This window comes from Angustibacter peucedani (assembly GCF_054779595.1).
In genome coordinates, this window is the sequence record NZ_BAAGXY010000060.1 from 20,118 (window position 1) to 34,352 (window position 14,235).

At 75.1% G+C, this 14,235-nt stretch carries 15 protein-coding genes and 2 tRNA genes; 5 read left to right on the top strand and 12 right to left on the bottom strand.

The window, feature by feature from the left end; translation table 11 throughout:
* Positions 1-59 precede the first annotated feature (59 nt).
* Positions 60-314 carry a hypothetical protein gene (locus ACYVJ4_RS11995; protein ID WP_460460361.1) on the top strand — a complete coding sequence of 85 codons (255 nt, stop codon included), beginning with the start codon at positions 60-62 and terminating at the stop codon, positions 312-314.
* A 25-nt stretch (positions 315-339) separates the two neighbouring features.
* On the opposite strand, the gene ACYVJ4_RS12000 is transcribed toward ACYVJ4_RS11995, so the two are convergent.
* Entirely contained in the window at positions 340-564 is a 225-nt protein-coding gene (locus ACYVJ4_RS12000) for a DUF2630 family protein (RefSeq protein ID WP_460460362.1), read from the bottom strand.
* 65 nt (positions 565-629) lie between these two features.
* Here ACYVJ4_RS12000 and ACYVJ4_RS12005 point away from each other — a divergent pair, with 65 nt between their 5' ends.
* On the top strand, positions 630-875 hold the full coding sequence (locus tag ACYVJ4_RS12005; RefSeq protein ID WP_460460363.1) for a hypothetical protein: 246 nt from the start codon (positions 630-632) through the stop codon (positions 873-875).
* A 24-nt stretch (positions 876-899) separates the two neighbouring features.
* On the top strand, positions 900-1,175 hold the full coding sequence (locus tag ACYVJ4_RS12010; RefSeq protein ID WP_460460364.1) for a hypothetical protein: 276 nt from the start codon (positions 900-902) through the stop codon (positions 1,173-1,175).
* Between the two features lie 21 nt (positions 1,176-1,196).
* Here ACYVJ4_RS12010 and ACYVJ4_RS12015 read toward each other — a convergent pair.
* A tRNA-Ile gene (locus tag ACYVJ4_RS12015) sits at positions 1,197-1,270 on the bottom strand.
* Between the two features lie 144 nt (positions 1,271-1,414).
* Here ACYVJ4_RS12015 and ACYVJ4_RS12020 point away from each other — a divergent pair.
* Both ACYVJ4_RS12020 and ACYVJ4_RS12025 read left to right on the top strand, forming a co-directional pair.
* Positions 1,415-1,873 carry a DUF2690 domain-containing protein gene (locus ACYVJ4_RS12020; RefSeq protein WP_460460365.1) on the top strand — a complete coding sequence of 153 codons (459 nt, stop codon included), beginning with the start codon at positions 1,415-1,417 and terminating at the stop codon, positions 1,871-1,873.
* Between the two features lie 91 nt (positions 1,874-1,964).
* On the top strand, positions 1,965-2,639 hold the full coding sequence (locus ACYVJ4_RS12025; RefSeq protein ID WP_460460366.1) for a hypothetical protein: 675 nt from the start codon (positions 1,965-1,967) through the stop codon (positions 2,637-2,639).
* Here ACYVJ4_RS12025 and ACYVJ4_RS12030 read toward each other — a convergent pair.
* The 10 genes from ACYVJ4_RS12030 to ACYVJ4_RS12075 form a co-directional block, all read right to left on the bottom strand.
* Positions 2,560-4,878 carry a putative bifunctional diguanylate cyclase/phosphodiesterase gene (locus ACYVJ4_RS12030; RefSeq protein ID WP_460460367.1) on the bottom strand — a complete coding sequence of 773 codons (2,319 nt, stop codon included), beginning with the start codon at positions 4,876-4,878 and terminating at the stop codon, positions 2,560-2,562. The genes ACYVJ4_RS12025 and ACYVJ4_RS12030 overlap by 80 nt on opposite strands.
* 199 nt (positions 4,879-5,077) lie before the next feature.
* Positions 5,078-5,149 (bottom strand) — tRNA-Asn (locus ACYVJ4_RS12035).
* Between the two features lie 76 nt (positions 5,150-5,225).
* Positions 5,226-5,774 (bottom strand): hypothetical protein, encoded by a 549-nt coding sequence (locus ACYVJ4_RS12040; protein ID WP_460460368.1) that lies wholly within the window; start codon positions 5,772-5,774, stop codon positions 5,226-5,228.
* A 100-nt stretch (positions 5,775-5,874) separates the two neighbouring features.
* Positions 5,875-7,776 carry a DNA primase gene (gene dnaG, locus ACYVJ4_RS12045; protein WP_460460369.1) on the bottom strand — a complete coding sequence of 634 codons (1,902 nt, stop codon included), beginning with the start codon at positions 7,774-7,776 and terminating at the stop codon, positions 5,875-5,877.
* 67 nt (positions 7,777-7,843) lie between these two features.
* On the bottom strand, positions 7,844-8,782 hold the full coding sequence (locus tag ACYVJ4_RS12050; protein ID WP_460460370.1) for a siderophore-interacting protein: 939 nt from the start codon (positions 8,780-8,782) through the stop codon (positions 7,844-7,846).
* A complete protein-coding gene (locus ACYVJ4_RS12055) occupies positions 8,779-9,588 on the bottom strand; it encodes an ABC transporter ATP-binding protein (RefSeq protein WP_460460371.1) in 810 nt (269 codons plus the stop codon). Before ACYVJ4_RS12055 ends, ACYVJ4_RS12050 begins: the two co-directional genes overlap by 4 nt.
* 1 nt (position 9,589) lies before the next feature.
* On the bottom strand, positions 9,590-10,624 hold the full coding sequence (locus ACYVJ4_RS12060) for a FecCD family ABC transporter permease (protein ID WP_460460372.1): 1,035 nt from the start codon (positions 10,622-10,624) through the stop codon (positions 9,590-9,592).
* Entirely contained in the window at positions 10,618-11,679 is a 1,062-nt protein-coding gene (locus ACYVJ4_RS12065; RefSeq protein ID WP_460460373.1) for a FecCD family ABC transporter permease, read from the bottom strand. Before ACYVJ4_RS12065 ends, ACYVJ4_RS12060 begins: the two co-directional genes overlap by 7 nt.
* 4 nt (positions 11,680-11,683) lie before the next feature.
* Positions 11,684-12,754, bottom strand: a complete 1,071-nt coding sequence (locus ACYVJ4_RS12070) for an iron-siderophore ABC transporter substrate-binding protein (protein ID WP_460460374.1) — start codon at positions 12,752-12,754, stop codon at positions 11,684-11,686.
* Between the two features lie 34 nt (positions 12,755-12,788).
* A partial coding sequence (locus tag ACYVJ4_RS12075) for a LuxR C-terminal-related transcriptional regulator (RefSeq protein WP_460460375.1) occupies positions 12,789-14,235 on the bottom strand: 1,447 nt, incomplete at its 5' end.

Below are 14,235 nucleotides of genomic sequence, written 5' to 3' on the forward strand. Positions count from 1 at the left end.
CCCCGTTCGGCCTATCGGCAGCCGCACCCAGAACCTTGACGATCTGAGCAGGAGGTGCCGTGAGCGTCCCGTCCGGATGGGAGATCGAGCGCGCCCGCGCCGAGCGCAACGCCCGCGGCGAGGTCACCCGCCTCGAGGCCCTCGTGAAGGCCTCGCCGCTCGGCTCGGCCCGCGGTCAGCGCGCCGCCGCGCAGCTGGGCATGGCGCGGCACAAGCTGCGCACGACGCTGTCGCACCGCGACTTCGTCGCGCACCTGCGCGCGACCAACCCCGCGCGCTACCAGGCGCTGGTGCGCGAGAACGGCCTGCCCTGAGCCCGAGCGGCCACCGCCGGTGGGGCTACTGCCGGTAGCCCTCGACCTCGGACGCCGGACGGACGTGCGCCCCGCCGGGGTCGCTGCCCGCGGCGCGCAGCGCGTCGCGCTGGCGCAGCAGGTCCCAGCACTGGTCGAGCGTGACCTCGACCTGGCGCAGCTCGTCGCGGTCGCCCGCGGGGTCCTTGCGCAGGACGTGCTCGCGCTGGACGAGCTCGTTGATCTGGTCGTGCAGCTGACGGTCGTCCACGGCGGCCTCCGCCCTCGAGGGGTCGGTGGGTGCCCGACCCCGTCCCCGGATCCTATGCTCGGTCGATGCAGTACGTGCCGGCCGGACGACGTCCGGTGCTGCTGCGCCTCGGCGGCACCTGGCGCACCGGCCGGCTCGACGGCTGGCAGCGCGAGCGCACCGGCTGGACCGCCTACGTCTGGTACCCCACCGGTCCCCCGGCCTGGTCGAGCGCGTTCACGGTGGCGGCCGGCTCGGCCGTGCGCGACGCCTCGGCGTGCGAGGACTGCCCTGCGGCACAACGGGTCCTCGTGTCCCAGCTCACCGCGTAGCCGTCAGCCCCTAGGCTCACGCGCATGTCGCGCTCCTCGGACCTCGCCCGCGTGCCCTCCGCCGACGCCGTGCTCACCGGCACCGTGGTGCTGCTGCTGGGCCTGGCGGTCGACGTGTTCGCGGTCTGGCACGGCGCGCGCACGCCCGACGCCGAGGGCACGCCCACGGTGCTCGCCATCGGCTCGGTGCTGGCACTGCTCGGGGTGGCGACGCTGGGCCTCGGCCTGTTCCGGCTGGCCCAGAAGGTCGACGACACCCACCGCCTCGCCGTCGAGCGCGCCGAGGCGACCGGCACGTGATGTTCGTGGCAACGGCGGGCGTGGGGCGGGTGGGGCTCGAACCCACGACCGACGGATTATGAGTCCGCTGCTCTGACCGGCTGAGCTACCGCCCCGTCGGTCGCGAGCGTAGCCGGACGACGTCGCAGAACTTCCCGCTGGCGGGTTCTTCCCCTTGGTCCGTTTCGCCCGCTACGTTTCCCCCGGCGCCGCGCGACGAGGCCGGCGCCACCGAGCAGGACCAAGCAAGGGGGATCCACATGAAGACGTCCATGAGGCGTGCGGCCGCAGTGGTCATGGCCGCTGCCGCCATCGGCGTGGGGACCGCGTCCAGCGCGTCCGCCACGCACTACGCCATCGACGGCGACCGCGCCGCCGACCACGGCTGCCGCGCCGACCAGCAGGTCATCTACCACACGCTGATCAAGAACGGCTCGACCGCGGTCGGCTACGTCGACCTGATGTACTCCGTGAAGTGCCACGGCGCCTGGGCCCACGTCCACGGCACCCGCGTGGTCAGCAACCAGACGTGGGTCCCCCACGGCCTGATCCACCGCAACAACGACGGCGTGCAGTACGGCTGCACCGCCGGCGAGGGCACGCAGGACTGCTGGACGCCGATGGTCTACGACAAGGGCCTGTCGGCCTACGCGCAGGGCACCATCGACCCGAACGGCGCGACGAACACGCAGTACACCGCTCGCACGCCCAGCTACTGACCGCCAGCGGACGACCGGAGGGCCCGACGCGCGGCAGCTCGCCGCGCGTCCGGCCTTCCGCTGCTGGACATCCTGAGTAGTTTGCGAGGGTATGAGCGGACTGGAGCTGCTGGCCCTCCCCGTCGTCGACGGCGACCTGCGGGAGCGGGCCTGGGACGCCTACGCCGACTCCTTCGCCGAGCTGCGCACCGCCGCCATCCAGCGGCACGTCATGACCCGGGCCGAGTTCGACGACGTCATGGCCGACGAGCGGGTCACCGTCTACCTGGCCCGGCGCGAGGACGGCGCCGTCGCCGGCATCGCGACGCTGGCCAACGACCTGACGGCCATGCCGCTGGTCTCACCCGAGTTCTTCGCCGCGCGCTGGCCGGAGCACTACGCAGCCGGTCGCTGCTGGTACATCGGGTTCGTCGGGGTCCGGCCGAGCGAGCAGGGCGGCGGCGCGTTCCAGCTGATCGTCGCGACGGTCGCCTCGACGCTCGGCCCGCGCGGCGGCGTCCTGGTGCTCGACGTCCCCCAGCGCAACATGGAGGGCTTCCACGTCCCGCGCGCGGTCAAGCGGATCGCCGACGCCGTGATCGCGGACGTCGAGTACGAGATGGTCGACGCGCAGGGCTACTGGGCCTACACGACGCCGGCGCCCCTCGAGGTCGACCTGCGCGAGCCGCGGCCCACGACGATCGACCTCAGGGAGCAGGCGGGCGCGGACGCGGAGGCACCGGGCGCGTCCCGGGAGCCGGGTCGGCACCGTCGAGCTGGCGGGTGACGAGCGCCGCGGCGTCCTCGGCGGGCATCGGCCGGCCCAGCCACCAGCCCTGACCGCGCCGGACGCCGAGCTCGACCAGCGAGTCGCGCTGGTCGCGGGTCTCGATGCCCTCGGCGACGACCTCGAGCCCCAGCGCCTCGGCCATGGCGGTCGTCGCCCGCACGATGGCGTGGTCCTCGGGCCGGGTGGTGAGCCCGGCGACGAACGAGCGGTCGATCTTGACCTCGTGAACCCGCAGCCGGCTCAGGTAGCTGAGCGAGGAGTAGCCGGTGCCGAAGTCGTCGACCGAGACCGACACCCCGGCGTGCTCGAAGTCGCGCAGCGCCGTGGCCGCGACGACGTCGTCGCCGACCAGGGTCGACTCGGTGACCTCCAGGCGCAGGCTGGACGTCGGCAGGTCGCGGTGCGCCAGCGCGGCCAGCACCCGTCCGGTGAACGTGGCGTCGAGCAGCTGCCGGCCCGAGATGTTGACGTTGACGCCGATCTCCCACGGGGAGCTCGCCCGCCACCGCTGCAGCTCGTCGAGCGCGCGCTCCAGCACGAAGTCGCCGATCGGCAGGATGAGCCCGTTCTCCTCGGCGGCCGGGATGAACACGTCGGGCGCGCTCGGGCCGCCGTCCGGCCGGTCCCAGCGCGCGAGCGCCTCGAAGCCGACGAGACGGCCGCTCGCCAGCTCGACGATCGGCTGGAACGCCACCGAGATCTCGCCGCGGCCCAGCGCCTGGCGCAGCGCGCGGTCCAGGGCGACGCGGTGCCGCACCACCTCACCCATCGACGGGTGGTAGGCGACGGCGCGGCTGCGACCGGCGTCCTTGGCGCGGTACATCGCGGTGTCGGCGTCGCGGATCAGGTCCTCGGCCCGGTGGTCGCCCGCCGTGGCCGACGACGCGATGCCGATCGACGGCGTCACGACCACCTCGCCGACCGACAGCGAGAACGGCTGCGACAGCTCGGCGATCACGTGCTCGGCGAAGCCGGTGCCGTCGACGTCCTGGGGCCGGGTGGGCAGGACGACGATGAACTCGTCGCCGCCCGAGCGCGACAGCATGACGTCGGCCGGCAGGTGCCGGCGCAGCCGCTCGGAGACCTGCACCAGCAGGTCGTCGCCGATGGCGTGGCCCCACGAGTCGTTGACCAGCTTGAAGCCGTCGAGGTCGATGAACAGCACCGTGACGGCGCGCCCCATCGACAGCAGCTCCTCCAACCGGTCGTTCAGCGCCGGGCGGTTCGACAGGCCGGTGAGGGCGTCGTGCGTCGCCAGGTGCTCGTAGACGCGGCGCGACTCGCTCTGCTCGCGCACCGCCCGGCCGGCGCGCGCCAGCACGGCCGCGACGAGGGCGGCGCTGCCCAGCGCCTGCAGCCACCGCACCGGCAGGGGCAGGTTGGCGTCCGGGACGATCAGCAGCGCCGGCACCAGCAGCGCCGGCACCAGGACGGCGAGCCGCTGCCACGACCACGCCTGCACCCGGGCCTGCCGCCGGCCCAGCCCGAGCACGGTCATCGAGGGGTGCAGCGCGGCCGCGCCCAGCAGGCCGTAGGCCACGAGGAACGGGACGTCGAAGGCCCCACCCGGTGAGAGCGCTCCCCTGGCGGCCTCGAGGTTGTAGAAGACGTCGCCGACCAGCAGGGCGCTCACGGCCCCGACGATCAGCCAGAGGCTGGGGTTGCGGTCGCGCGCGGTGAAGGCCAGCAGCGCGAGCATCGCCAGCAGCGCCACGTCCAGCACGGGGTAGACCGACACCAGCGCCGCAGCCCAGCCCGGCAGCGGCGAGGACTCGAGCGCCGGCGCGACGACGTAGCTGATCGACAGCAGCGCCGCGCCCACCGTGACGACCGTGACGTCGAGGACGGCGTCCGGGTCGCGCGCCCCGCGCAGCCGCAGCAGCCGGGCCATGGCCGACAGCGCGATCACGTACCCCGGCAGCAGGAACAGGTCGGGCAGGGCGAGGGCGAGCCCCTGCGCGCCCTCGACCGACGGCCGCACCGACGGGCCGACCGCGAACAGCAGGCACACGACGAGCAGCCGGCGCCAGGTGACGAGGTCCTGCGGGCGGTTGAGCCGGGGGCCGAGCAGCATGGCCGACGCCGTGGCCAGACCGGTGACGACGAAGCAGGCGGCGTCGACGGTCGTCGAGACGTCGAGCAGGTACCCGACGATGCACAGCGCGACCAGGGCCAGGTGGGCAGGCAGCAGCCAGGTGCGTCGCGGCAGCGCGTGAACGCCGGGTACCTGGGTCATGTCCGGAGTTCCTGGGGTGCGGGGTGCTGGAGGTGCGGAGGTGCTGGCCGTGCTGGCGCCGGGGTGCTGCGTCCTCGCCATCGGGCGGTGTCGTCGTCCTTCACTATCGACCACCGCGCGCCGGATCTGAAACTCCCGGCCCGGCCCGCAGGACGCCGAAGGGCCCCGGTCGGCGTGACCGGGGCCCTTCGATGATGCGCTCCCGCGACTGGATTCGAACCAGTAACCGTCCGATTAACAGTCGGATGCTCTGCCGTTGAGCTACGCGGGATCGGCCCGAGAACCTTAGCAAAGGTCGCGGGGTGCTCGGTCCATCGGCTCTCGGCGCCGAGGCCTTGAGCGAGCGGTCAGACCGGCAGGCCGGCCTGCTCGGCGAGGTCGCGGGTGAGCGCTTGCACCTGCTCGGCGACCTGCGGGCGGGTGGCGCCGATGCCGTCGTCCGGCACGGCCTGGGTGAACAGCGATCCGTCGGCCGCGTGCCGGCGCACCGCCACGGTGATGCCGCGCCGGCCGCGCACCGGGAGCCGCTGCGAGAGCACGTAGGTGCTCATCACCCGCTCGCGCAGCACCTCGGGGAACCGGCCGGTGAGCTCGCCCAGGCGCACGGTGCACACCGGGCGGGCGTCGACCCAGCGGATCTCGATCGCCCGGGTGTCGGGGTCCCACGTCGCCTCGGCGACGTCGTGCCACCATCGGCGCTCGGACGGCGTGCCCGGCCCGCGCACGGGGCCGTCGATCGGCTCGACCAGCACCAGGGCCGCGGTCGTCGCGATGGCCCAGCCGCCGTCGGCGCGCTCGCCGTGCGCGAGCACGCGCTCGCCCCGCGGCAGCGCCAGGCCCTCGCGCACCTGGGGCGGCAGCGGGGGCACCTTCTCGGACCGGGACCACCACGCCATGCGACCAGCCTAGGCACGGTCGGCGACGTGCACCCGCCGGGGAAATCACGATGGGACAACAGGTCGGTCACGACCGTCCCGGGATCTCACCAGGTGGTCGTCAGTCGGCGCGCGCGGCCAGCGCGCGGCGCCGCTCGACCAGCACCTGCGCCTCGCGCAGCGCGGCCATGTACCCGACGGCGTCGCCCGTGGCGTCGAGGCGCTGCATGCGGCTGTGCACGTCGCGCTCGCGGCGCACCAGGTCGCGCTGGGCGATCTCGACCTGCAGCGAGGCGCCCAGCCTGGCCATCCCGTCGTCGCCGACGACGGGCAGCGACGAGACGGTCAGGTCGGTGACGTAGGGCCGCACGGAGTCCGGGACGGCAGCCGCGACCTGCTCGTGCCACCCCGCCCCCGCCGCCGCCAGCCCGCCGAGGGACCGCACCGCGACGTGCACGAGCCGGTGCATCTCGGCGGTGAACGCGTCGTCGCCGAGCGCGTCGAACTCGGTGGCGTCGAGCACCCACGGCGCCTGCAGCACGCACTGCAGCAGCTGGCGCTCCATGGCCACGGTCGGGTCGCGCGGGTCGGGCCGGGGAACCACCGCCACCGCGGGCGCGTCGGGCTCCGGCGGCCCGGGCGCACGGGCGGTGACCACCGGCGGCGGACGACGGCCGCCGGGCTCCCCCGCCTTGGCGGCCGCGGCGACCGCGCGACGGGCCTCGTCGACGTCCAGCCCGACCAGTCCGGCCAGGCGCCGGGCGTACTCGGGCCGCAGCGAGCGGTCCTTGATCTGGGCCACCACCGGCGCCGCTGCGCGCAGCGCCTGCACCCGGCCGACGGCGTTGTCGAGGTCGAAGCGCGCGATGGTGCTGGTGATGGCGAACTCGAACAGCGGCACCTTGCGGGCGATGAGCTCCCGCACCGCCTCGTCGCCGTGCTGCTGGCGCAGCTCGCACGGGTCGAGACCGTGCGGCTCGACCGCGACGTAGGTCTGCGACACGAACCGCTGGTCCTCCTCGAAGGCGCGCAGCGCGGCCTTCTGCCCGGCGGCGTCGCCGTCGAAGGTGAACACCACCTCGGCCGGGTGCACCTCGTCGTCGTCGCGCATCAGCCGGCGCACCACCTTGATGTGGTCGGTGCCGAACGCCGTGCCGCACGTGGCGACGGCGGTCTCGACGCCGGCCAGGTGACACGCCATGACGTCGGTGTAGCCCTCGACCACGACGGCCCGCCGCCCGGTGGCGACGGCCTTCTTGGCCAGGTCGAGGCCGTAGAGCACCTGCGACTTCTTGAACAGCGGCGTCTCGGAGGTGTTGAGGTACTTGGCCTCGATCCGGTCGTCGTCGTACAGCCGCCGGGCGCCGAACCCGACGCAGTCGCCGGTGATGTCGTGGATGGGCCAGACCAGCCGCCCGCGGAACCGGTCGTACAGCCCGCGCGACCCGCGGCCCGCCAGCCCGACCAGCACGATCTCGTCGTCGGCGAAGCCCTTGTCGCGCAGGTGCTTCACCAGCGCCTCGCCGGTGCGCGGCGCGTAGCCGACGGTGAAGCGGGCCGCCGCCTCGCGGTCGAACCCTCGCTCGGACAGGAACCGGCGCCCCGGCACCGCGTCGGGCGCGCTCGAGAGCTGCTCGGCGTAGAACTGCTCGGCGACCCGGTTGGCCTCGACCAGACGGGTGCGGCGGCCGACGTCCTCGCGCCGCGGTGCCCCGCCCTCGTCGTACTCGACCGGCACGCCGGCCTTGTCGGCGAGCCGCTCGACGGCCTCGGCGAAGGTCAGGTGGTCGACCTTCTGCACGAACGAGATGACGTCGCCGCCCTCGCCGCAGCCGAAGCAGTGCCACACGCCGAGCTGGGGCCGCACGTTGAACGACGGCGACTTCTCGTCGTGGAACGGGCACAGGCCCTTGAGCGACCCGACGCCGCCCTGGCGCAGGGTGACGTGCTCGCGCACGACGTCCTCGATCGACGTCCGTTCCTTGACGGCGGCGACGACCTCCGCCTTGATCCGACCCGGCACCCGGCCTCCTCGACACCGCCGTCCCGGCAGTCTAGGTGGCGGGACGGACACCGCATGACGGCCCCGGTCAGGCGCTCTCGGCCCGTCCCTGGCGCCAGTAGCCCATGAACGACGTGCGCCGCCGGTCGAGCCCGCGCTCGCGCACGAGGTGGCGGCGCAGGTCCCGCACGACCGCCGCCTCCCCCGCCAGCCAGGTGTAGAGGCCGTCGGACGCCGCGACGCCGGTCTCCCAGAGGATCTCGGCGTCGACGTCGACGTCGGGCAGCACGTCGCCGTCCGCGGCAGGCTCCGGCTCGCCGCCCACGCCGAGCCGGTCGAGCAGGTCGCGCAGGGCCTCGGCCAGCGCCTCGCCGCGCGGCCGGTCGCCGCGCGCGCACCACAGCAGCTCGGCCTCGGCGGCCGTCGGCAGGTCGAGGAAGTCGGCCGCCGACGGCACCTCCGCCACGACGTGCGCCCGGACGCCGGGCGGCAGCGTCGCGAGGATCGAGCCGATCGCGGGCACGGCCGTCTCGTCGCCGACGAGCAGCACCCGGGCGTCGCCGACGGGAGGTCGCCACTCGACCCCGCCGGGCGGCCCGTCGCCGGCGCTCGCGGCGTCGGGGCCGAGCATCGTCAGACGGTCGCCCGGCGCGGCAGCGGCGAGCCAGCGCGCCGCCGGCCCCCCGCCGTCGGGCGCCTCGTCCGGGTGCACCACGAAGTCGACGTCGACCTGCGGCTCGGCGCCCCGCACGCGGGCCGTGCGGATCGTGTACGTGCGCATCGAGCCGCGCCGCACCGGGTCGAGCGCGAGCCAGCTGCGGTACCAGCCGTCGTCCAGGTCGCCGAGGTCCGGCAGCTCGTGCCCCGGGGCCGGGATCATCAGCTTGACCCGCAGGTCGCGCGGGCCGAGGTCGCCGCCGTCGTCCAGGCGGGCGAGGTCGGGGCCGGCGAACGTCACCCGCACGAAGTGCGGCGACAGCGGGGTGAGCGCCGCGACCTCGACGTCGAACGCGCGGATGCCGCTCATGCCGGCACCGCCGCGCGGTGGCGTCCCACGGGCACGACCATCGGCGTGCCGCTGACCGGGTCGGGCACGACCCGGCAGGGCAGGCCGAACACGTCCTGGACCAGCTGCTCGGAGACGACCTCGGACGGCGCGCCCTCGGCGACGACCACTCCGTGGCGCAGGGCGACCAGGTGGTCGGCGTAGCGGGCCGCGAGGTTCAGGTCGTGCAGCACCATGACGACCGTCGTGCCGCGCGCGCGGTTCAGGTCGGTGACGAGGTCGAGCACCTCGACCTGGTGGGCGACGTCCAGGAAGGTCGTCGGCTCGTCGAGCAGCAGGACGTCGGTCTCCTGCGCGAGCGCCATCGCGATCCACACGCGCTGGCGCTGGCCGCCGGACAGCTCGTCGACGTCGCGGTCGGCGAGCTCGAGCGTGCTCGTGGCCGCCATCGCCCGGCCCACCGCCTCGTCGTCCGCCGCCGTCCACCGGCGCAGCCACCCCTGGTGCGGGTAGCGGCCGCGGCCGACCAGGTCGGCCACGGTGATGCCCTCGGGCGCGACGGGCGACTGCGGCAGCAGCCCGAGGGTGCGCGCGACCTCGCGGGTGGGCAGCTCGTGCACCGACCGGCCGTCGAGCAGCACCGCGCCGGCGCTGGGGCGCACCAGCCGGGCCAGGCCGCGCAGCAGCGTCGACTTGCCCGACGCGTTGGCTCCGACCACGACGGTGACGGCACCCGGGGGCAGCGCCAGGTCGACCTCGTGCACGACGGTGCGCTCGTCGTAGGCCAGGCTCAGCCGCTGCGTGAGCAGGGTGTGCGCGCTGGTCATCTCAGCCTCCTCGGCCGACTCGGTTGGTGGTGATCAGCAGGTGCAGCAGGAACGGCGCGCCGAGCGCGCCGGTGACGACGCCCACGGGCAGGGCCGTGCCGGGCACGAGGGTCGTCGCGACGAGCTCGGCCACCAGCAGCACGAGCGCCCCGACCAGCGCGGAGGCGACCAGCGAGACCGATCCGTGCAGCAGCCGCCGGGCGATGGGCCCGGCCAGGAAGGCCACGAACGCCACCGGTCCCGCCGCCGCCGTCCCGACCGCGCACAGGCAGACCGCGACGACGAGCAGCCCGACCCGCGCGCGCTCGACCGGCACGCCGGTGGCGTGCGCGACGTCCGCACCGAGGGCGAGGGCGCCGAGAGCGCGCGACCCGGCCGCAGCAGCGGGCAGCAGCACCGCCAGCCCCACCAGCAGGGAGGCCACCCGCGGCCAGGTGCTCGTGCCCAGCGAGCCGTTGAGCCAGACGAACGCCGCGGTGGCGGTGTTGATGTCGGAGCGGCTGAGCAGGTAGGTGGTGACGGCCTGCAGCATCGCGGCCAGGCCGATCCCCATGAGCACGAGCCGCTGCCCCGGCGCCGCGCCGCCGCGCGCGAGCAGGTGCATCACGAGCGCGACGCCCAGCGCCCCGACCAGCGCGGACGTCGAGACGCCGAGCCCGGTGGCGCCGAGGACGACGATCGCGAAGACCGCGCTGGCGCTCGCCCCGGCGCTGATACCGATGACGTCGGGGCTGGCCAGCGGGTTGCGCAGCATCGTCTGGAAGACCGTGCCCGAGACGCCGAAGGCGACACCGACGCCGAGGGCGGTGGCCACGCGCGGCAGCTTGTCCTCCAGCACGACGAACGTCGCGCCCGGGATCTGCTCGCCGCCCAGGATCCGCGCCAGGTCGGCGACGGTGACCGTGTAGGTGCCGAGCAGGACGTCGACCGCCGCCGCCGCGCAGACGAGCACCGTGAGCGCCCCCAGCACCAGCCGGGTGCGGCGCCGGCCGCGCGAGCGGCTGGACCGCACGACCTCGACGGCCGCGCTCACCATCCCGGCACCCGGCGCCGGCGCACCAGCGCGACGAAGACCGGCGCCCCCACCACGGCCGTCGCGATGCCGGCGGCCACCTCGGCCGGTGGCAGGACGACGCGGCCGACGACGTCCGCGGACAGCACCAGCAGCGGCCCGACGAGCAGGCTCAGCGGCAGCACCCAGCGGTTGTCGGTGCCGACCAGGGCCCGGACGGCGTGCGGCACGACCAGCCCGACGAACCCGATCGGCCCGGCCAGGGCGGTGGCCGCCCCGCACAGCAGGACGACGCCCGCCGCCGTCACGGCGCGACCGAGCCCGACCCGCTGGCCCAGGCCGCGCGCGACGTCGTCGCCGAGGGCCAGGCCGTTGAGGAGCGGCCCGGTGCCGAGCGTGATCGCGACGCCCACGAGGAAGAACGGCAGGGTCGCGCGCACCGCGGTCCAGTCGTGCAGGCCGATCGACCCGACCTGCCACGCGCGGTAGCTGTCGAGGGTCTGGCGGCTGGTGACGAGCAGGGCGTTGGTGAGCGAGACCAGCCCGGCCGTCGTGGCCGCGCCGGCGAGGGCGAGCTTGACGGGCGTGGCGCCCTCGCGGCCCAGGCTGGCCACGCCGTACACGAGCACGGCCGCGACCGCCGCCCCCAGCAGCGCGAACCACACGTAGGCCGAGACGCCCGTCACCCCGAGCACCGCGAGCGCCACGACCACGGCGAGCGCGGCGCCGGCGTTGACCCCGAGGATCCCCGGGTCGGCCAGGGGGTTGCGCGCCACGGCCTGCATGGCGGCGCCGGCCAGGCCGAGGGCACCGCCGACGAGCAGCCCGGCCACCGTGCGGGGCAGCCGGGCCCGCACGACGACCTGGGCGCCGTCCGAGGGGTCGGCCGCGGACCACGCGTCCCAGACGGTGTGCAGCGGGACGTCCTTGGCCCCGATCGCGAGCGAGCACACGACGGCCAGGGCGAGGAGCACCAGCACGGGCACCAGGACGGCGAGCGGCGGCACCCGCCGGCGCGCGGCGGAGCGACCGAGGTCGCCCGCCGCGGCCCGGCGCGGCGCGAGGGTGGGGCTGGTCACCGCGTCAGGCGGCCTTGTCGGCCGCGTCGGCCGCGTCGGCCGCGGCGGCCAGCTGGGGCAGGAAGGTGTCGAGCGCCCACGGCAGGCTGAGCGGGTTGGACGCCGAGATCGACAGCGTGAGGGTGTTGTCGGAGTCGGCCACGAGGCTGCCCTGCTTCACGGCCGGGATCTGGCCGAACAGCGGGTCGTCGGTGATCGCCTGCTCCGTCTTGGCGTCGGGCACCCAGGTGACGAAGACGTCGGCCGCCAGCTCGTCGGCCCGCTCGGGCGACCACTCGATGAAGAAGTCCTTGCCGCCCTTGGTCTTGTCGGCCACCACGGGGGCGAGGGTCATGCCGAGCTGGGTGAGGAACCGCGGCCGGTTGTCGTTCGGCGTGTAGATGTTGATGCCGGCGCCGGAGCTGGGCTCGAGGTTGCCGTAGATGAACGTCTTGCCGGCGAGCTGCGGGTACTTCGCCGCCTCGTCCTTGATCGTCTTCTCGGTGTCGGTCACCAGCTGCTCGGCCTGGGCCGAGCGGCCGAGGGCCGTGCCTATCATCCGGGTCGACTCCTGCCACGGGGTGCCCCACGCGACGTCGGGGTACGCCACCACGGGCGCGATCTTGCTGAGCTTGTCGTAGTCGGCCTTCGTCAGCCCCGAGTAGGCGGCCAGGATGACGTCGGGCGTGGTCTTGGCGATCTCGGCGAAGTTGATGCCGTCGGCCTCCGAGTACTGGGCCGGCGCCTTCGAGGTGCCGATGGCGGCGCCGAGCCCGGTCAGCGCGGCGTCCTTCCAGGGGGTCGAGCCGTGCTCGTTGCCGCCCCACTCGTCCTTCGGCATGCCGACCGGCACGACGCCGAGCGCCAGGGCCGTGTCGGCGTTGACCCACGCGACCGTGGCCACGCGCTGCGGCAGCCGCGGGATCGTCGTCGAGCCGAAGGCGTGCTCGACCGTCACCGGGAAGGCGTCGGGGGCGGCGGACGTCGCGCCGGCGCTGCTCGCGGACCCGGCGTCGGCCGGGCCGGTCGAGCAGGCGGCGAGCGCCAGCAGGGCGAGGGTCGCGGCGGCGAGGCCCCGCAGTCGGGTCGGGCGCACGTGGTCTCCTGAGGCTAGGCTTACTTAGGCGAGCCTAACCTAACAGACGCTCGGCCAGCTCCGTGCGGGACCGCACGTCGAGCTTCAGGTACACGTGCCGCAGGTGGTACTCGATCGTCTTGGGGCTGAGGAACAGCGCGGCCGCGGCCTCGCGCGTCGTGCGCCCGCCGGCGAGCATCCGCGCGACCTGCAGCTCCTGCGGCGTGAGGTCGGGCAGGCCCCCGGTCCCCCGCCGCTGCGCCGTCTCGTCCGTGGCGCGCAGCTCGTCCGCCGCCTGGTCCGCCCACGGCGTGGCGCCCAGCCGCTCGAACGTCGCGAGGGCGGCGCGCAGCGGCCTGCGCGCGTCGACCCGGCGCCGGTCGCGCCGCAGCCGGGCCCCGAGCGCGAGCTGGGTGCGCGCCGTCTCGAAGGAGTCCGGGAACCGGGCGTGCAGCCCCAGCGCCTCGGCGAACACCCGGTCAACGTCGTCGTCCGGACCGGTGGTGCCGACGGCGCGCAGGGCGCGGGCCAGCGCGAACGGCTGGCCCTTGGCGCTCGCCCGCTCCAGGTAGCCCACCGCCTGCCGGCGCGCCCCCTCCTCCTCGCCCAGGCGCACCAGCGCGTCGGCGAGGTCCGGCGCGGGTGACAGGTCGACGTCGACGAACCCCGACCCCACGAGCAGCGCGTCGACGTCCTGCAGGTGGGCGCGCGCGTCGTCCGCCCGGCCCAGCCCCAGCGCGAGCTCGCCGAGCGCCACGAGCGACCAGACGTGGAAGAGGCCGATGCCGCGGTCGCGGCTCAGCCGCAGCGCCTCGTCGACGTGCTCGCGGCAGCTCGCCTCCTTGCCGCGCCGCGCCTCGACCGCCGCGAGCCCGGCCAGGCAGGCCGCCAGGTCGGTCGAGTGGCCGACCTCCCGGGCCAGCTGGAGGCCCTCGGTGTAGGTGGCCTCGGCGTCGTCCCACTGGTCGGTGGTGGCCTGGTCGCGGCCGAGCTGGAACAAGATGAACGGCAGACCACCCACGGCGCCCCGCCGCCGCAGGTGCTCGGTGACCGTGCTGACCAGCTCGCGCCCGGTACCGCTCTCGCGCAGGAACAGCGGGCCGAGCACCAGCCACGGCGCCAGCCGGACGTCGTCGCGCAGCGCCGCGTCCTCGACCGCCTCGCGCACGGCGGTGCGGAACCGGTCGAGGTCGGCCTGCCCGGTCAGCACGTCGCCGACGCCCACCGCCATCTCGCCCACCCAGCGCACGCGCGGGTCGTCCACCCGGTCGACGAGCGCGTCGATGCGCCGCACCGCGACCGCGCTGGACGCCGTGTCGGCCGACGACATGCACGCCAGCACCGCGTCCGACAGCAGCAGCACCGCGGCGGCCGGGTCTGCGTCGGCCACCTCCGCACCCGCCTGCAGCAGGACGTCGCGCGCGACGTCGAGCGACCCGCTGTGCAGCGCGACGGCCCCGGCGACGGCCGCGGCCCGGGTGCGCAGCGCGGCGGACGGCTCG

Coding starts and splice junctions, on each gene's coding strand:
- ACYVJ4_RS12020 (WP_460460365.1), top strand. CDS start 1,415: ATGAAGACGTCCATGAGGCGTGCGGCCGCAGTGGTCATGGCCGCTGCC.
- ACYVJ4_RS12060 (WP_460460372.1), bottom strand. CDS start 10,624: ATGGTGAGCGCGGCCGTCGAGGTCGTGCGGTCCAGCCGCTCGCGCGGC.
- ACYVJ4_RS12025 (WP_460460366.1), top strand. CDS start 1,965: ATGAGCGGACTGGAGCTGCTGGCCCTCCCCGTCGTCGACGGCGACCTG.
- ACYVJ4_RS12050 (WP_460460370.1), bottom strand. CDS start 8,782: ATGAGCGGCATCCGCGCGTTCGACGTCGAGGTCGCGGCGCTCACCCCG.
- ACYVJ4_RS12055 (WP_460460371.1), bottom strand. CDS start 9,588: ATGACCAGCGCGCACACCCTGCTCACGCAGCGGCTGAGCCTGGCCTAC.
- ACYVJ4_RS12010 (WP_460460364.1), top strand. CDS start 900: ATGTCGCGCTCCTCGGACCTCGCCCGCGTGCCCTCCGCCGACGCCGTG.
- ACYVJ4_RS12030 (WP_460460367.1), bottom strand. CDS start 4,878: ATGACCCAGGTACCCGGCGTTCACGCGCTGCCGCGACGCACCTGGCTG.
- ACYVJ4_RS12005 (WP_460460363.1), top strand. CDS start 630: ATGCAGTACGTGCCGGCCGGACGACGTCCGGTGCTGCTGCGCCTCGGC.
- ACYVJ4_RS12040 (WP_460460368.1), bottom strand. CDS start 5,774: ATGGCGTGGTGGTCCCGGTCCGAGAAGGTGCCCCCGCTGCCGCCCCAG.